The sequence below is a fragment of the Alteromonas sp. ABH4_456 genome (genome assembly GCF_056160645.1).
Genome location: NZ_JBSWXO010000029.1, coordinates 1 through 3,835, shown reverse-complemented (window position 1 = coordinate 3,835; position 3,835 = coordinate 1). Strand labels below are relative to the sequence as shown.

General features: G+C 38.8%; 4 protein-coding genes. 1 reads left to right on the top strand and 3 read right to left on the bottom strand.

Going from position 1 to position 3,835, the window contains the following annotated elements:
* Positions 1 to 215: 215 nt before the first annotated feature.
* Positions 216 to 1,115: a hypothetical protein gene (locus ACXAG2_RS20730; protein WP_474870204.1), complete on the bottom strand. Its 900-nt coding sequence runs from the start codon at positions 1,113 to 1,115 to the stop codon at positions 216 to 218.
* A gap of 255 nt (positions 1,116 to 1,370) precedes the next feature.
* Here ACXAG2_RS20730 and ACXAG2_RS20725 point away from each other — a divergent pair, with 255 nt between their 5' ends.
* A complete protein-coding gene (locus tag ACXAG2_RS20725; protein WP_474870201.1) occupies positions 1,371 to 1,838 on the top strand; it encodes a hypothetical protein in 468 nt (155 codons plus the stop codon).
* 580 nt (positions 1,839 to 2,418) lie between these two features.
* On the opposite strand, the gene ACXAG2_RS20720 is transcribed toward ACXAG2_RS20725, so the two are convergent.
* Both ACXAG2_RS20720 and ACXAG2_RS20715 read right to left on the bottom strand, forming a co-directional pair.
* A complete protein-coding gene (locus ACXAG2_RS20720; RefSeq protein WP_474870198.1) occupies positions 2,419 to 3,171 on the bottom strand; it encodes an HNH endonuclease family protein in 753 nt (250 codons plus the stop codon).
* 25 nt (positions 3,172 to 3,196) lie between these two features.
* On the bottom strand, positions 3,197 to 3,604 hold the full coding sequence (locus ACXAG2_RS20715) for a hypothetical protein (RefSeq protein ID WP_039237016.1): 408 nt from the start codon (positions 3,602 to 3,604) through the stop codon (positions 3,197 to 3,199).
* Positions 3,605 to 3,835 lie beyond the last annotated feature (231 nt).

The window sequence follows — 3,835 nt, the reverse complement described above, 5'->3', positions numbered from 1 at the left end:
CGGTAATTTCTTTTTGGCGATTGATCTGATCGCAGAAATCACACTGAGTTCCCCTATGGGGTGCTCTACACTTAAGAACAGTTATTTAGAGAACCGAAGGCTTTTCCAGTTATGACTTTACAAGTTTTTATCGTGGCTCTTTTCGGCAGTCGATACTATAAAAGTCATACCAGCTTTTGATTAACACTAGTTGCATTTGATTATCGCATATGTAACTAGATCGCTTTGCAAGCTCTCAAATATATGTGATTCTTCTTAATGTCATTATCTACCCGCTCAATGAATTTTCTTAGACTTTTGAATTTATTTTGATAGTCGTCTTTGCTTGGCGAGTCTCCCAAAATTCTCAACTTTTTTATCGCTAACCTCATTATTTCAACTCTAGAAGTATCACCACCTACGTTTTGTTCTAGCATGTCCCAGCAATACAACCCTTCTAATCTCGCTTTTATTTGATTTTTTTTCGTTATATAAACATATTCTTTTAATAGAACCTCTTCGTTACGAGCATATCTTTTTTTGGCTTTATAGTATTGACGGGAAAACTCACCTATTGCGGCCTTAAAGCACTTTTCATCTAACGAATCGGGATTAGTCACTATGAGGGATAGCTGACCACTTTCTCTTGCTGAAAAGTTAGTTCTTTGTATTAAGCAGTTTTTAGGCAATGCTCTCGGAGCGTAAAAGTCGCTCTTGATACTGTCTTCATCATAACTAGACTTCGTAACCCAGTTAGCAACAGACTCGTACATATCAGCAATATTATTTTTCGTTAGAAAAGAACTTGCGGGATAATCTTGAAGGAAGAGTTCGAGAAGCTCTAGAAAATGCGAGCCTAGTTTGGTGCTTCTTATATCTTGAACCCGTTTGCGCACTGAAAAAATTTTGTTCTTAACCTTATCATCTAGGTTTCTGAAGGGGATTAGTTCCGACTCTTTTAGCGTTCCCATAAGTAATTTATCAAAAATAAATCTTGAGTTAACAAACTCTTTGAAAGAAGTATGCTCTATTATCTCTGACCATTTGACCAGTTCAGTAGTCAACTTTACATTCTGTGGTTGATAAAACTGACCCACGATATCAACAATTTCATTATACCTTTCTTTATTGCTCAAGCTTAAAGCCCTTACAGAATATTCGAACCTCAAAGCGTGATTAAAATCGTCTAAAAAGTTTTGATAAGCAGGTTCACTAACCGAAATCAATTCCGAACTACCGTGTAAGTCATATATATAACTTACACTACACGACCAACTAATAGAGTTAAAGGTGTTTCGTCGTCAAAACTTCCGTGACACTATGCCCTCGAAAAGTTCTTAATTGTTACTAGAACATTTTGCATAGAATTAACATTTTTTGGAGATGACATTATGAGTTTGTGGGATTCGTTGTGTGATAATGTATTAAGTCCAGTGGGGCATTCGCTAGATAAGAGTATTTGTAGTATTGGGCGTGGTATTGATAAAGCAGTAAACACTGTCGTTATAGAAGGTATCTGTGGCACGCTTGACGATACAATTGAATATATAAGTGAAAATCCAATAAAAAGTGCAGCGATAGTCACAACGACAGTCTTGACTGGTGGCGTAGCTGCTGCAACCGCGCCGATAATCGCAGGCGCTGTAGGCTCAACAGGTATGTTGGGACTCGCCAGTACTGGTACAGCGATAAACACGCTTACTGGAGCAGCTCTCTCAAACGCATCTCTTGCTGCTTTGGGTGGTGGCGCTTTGTCAGCTGGAGGTGGTGGCATTGCTCTTGGGACGACAGTTGTTACAACAACTGGTGGGATTGTGGGGGGCGTTGCGTCTAGTGTCGCTACAAAGGTTATTGATTAGGAATGTCAAATTAGTAAATAGCAAATAATCCTGCCCTAGCACCAATTTAATATCTTGAGTATTGAGAGCAATCAGTTACGGTCTTTCGATGCTCACTTATTTTGCTATGTATTGGGCAAATTCGTTTCAAAAAATAGTTATCATATAAATTCTATCTTTTTGAGACTTATAGACAAATCGTTGAGGCTATCATTCTTTAGCAGTTTACATATTACAGTTGTTTTTGTTAGACAGTGGACTATCAAACAGCCTCCGAATGGTACGAGTTATGTCATGTTCAAGCAGGAGCATTTCATCAATAAGTTCTTCATCCGTGAAAGCGGAAAATCGTGGATCTCTCCTTACATCAACAAGAGGTTTTACTCTCGATACAAAGCGTTTAAACGCTTCTGCTCCACCTATATCGGAGGTATAGGCTAAGTAAGTATCAGCTACAATGGCCCTTACATCATTACTATACGAACTAATCATTCCAAGAAATCTTTGCAATATTTTGTTTACGCCAATTTACTGTATTTGGCAGTGAGAATTAACTGTACTATCGCACTGGGTTGGTTTTTCTTTATATTTTACTTTGAAGTTATTTCATTTTGCAGGCGTTATGCATTTTGCTGATGACTCTTTTTTCGCTAGGAATGAGCTGAAGAGCATACTTATCGACGACTTCCATAAACTTCGCTATGTATTTGCATCGATAAGCATGATTCGGTGGTAACCACTCATCTAAGCCCTTAGCACCTTTCTGTCTATTAAGCGATGCTTTTACAAGTAAAAGGTTTTGCGGGTCATTTGCAAACGCTTTTCGTTTATCTCGGGACCATTTATCCCCACCATGACCATGTGCAAATTTGAGCGGAACAATGTGGTCAAGGTCAAGCGTGGTAGAGTCGGTAAATGTGTCACCTGAATACGGGTCATACCATTCACCGACGGCAACTTGGCATCCTCTATCAGTTTTAAACCCAACAGGAATGCTAGATGCTGATATTAACATTTCATGGCGTGTATTCTGACAATCACTATCATCATCAATCCAATGCGGCCAATCAGCTCTATCGTACTCACCAGTAAAAATTCTTCCTTCGTTCAGCGCTTCCTTTTCAGCTTGCTGATACGCCGAACTCGCTTTGGGTAACCTTCCACCGCTGTTGAGACAGGTTTCTATCGATTGGAAAGCCTCAAAGCTTTTAGTTTGATCAAAATATGTGCTTGAAGAGTCATGACATATACCCGATCTACTTTTTTTCACTACGTAGTTGGCATCACTTGGTGTTGAGCACGAAAAAGCAAAAATGCTCAACAGGAATATTAGTATTGAGTTACGTACCGTCATAGCTTTGTTCTTTTTCTTTGCGTATTCAGCTCAACAAATCCCACACACTACGACATTTTTCGATAAATGCCTCTCCACTTTTTTTCTTCTCGACACTACCCATCGCCTTTAATTCATTTTTCATCTTATCGGATGCATTCAAATATCTTGCACCTACAACTGAATATAGTTGATTCACATCGTTCGCAGATAACGAGTTCTCAGCAATTGTTTGCGCTAAATCAGCACTATAATTTGAGCGTTCAACATCATTCTCATAGACCACCCACTTTAGTTCCGAGTCATTTCGGGCAAACTTCGCGAACGATTGACACATTAGTGACTCAAATGCCATTTGTTGAAGAACTTGTATCTCTGATACCTTTTCACTTGCACTTGACGGCGCTGAATGAACAGCAAAGTAAATTAAAAATATGCTTCCAAGCGTTCTCAAACGGTTTACTCCTTCAAAAAGTGTTTCTTTCTCATACTGGACTAATTAGAACTTAACTCCATTAAATTTTGAACACAAACATCTTTAATCTAAAGCTCTAGTATTTATTTTTGAAAACTATAAATAGGTCGTGTTAATAAGGGCGTTGTTGATCAAATAACTGCTTCAGTCCCTTTATTGTCAGGCGCTCCAGCCAATTAATCAGTTGCCTGACGAACAGGCATACCGAGC

Bases quoted from the DNA above. Each gene is read 5' to 3' on its own strand.
- ACXAG2_RS20725 (WP_474870201.1), top strand. From the start codon at position 1,371: ATGAGTTTGTGGGATTCGTTGTGTGATAATGTATTAAGTCCAGTGGGG.
- ACXAG2_RS20720 (WP_474870198.1), bottom strand. From the start codon at position 3,171: ATGACGGTACGTAACTCAATACTAATATTCCTGTTGAGCATTTTTGCT.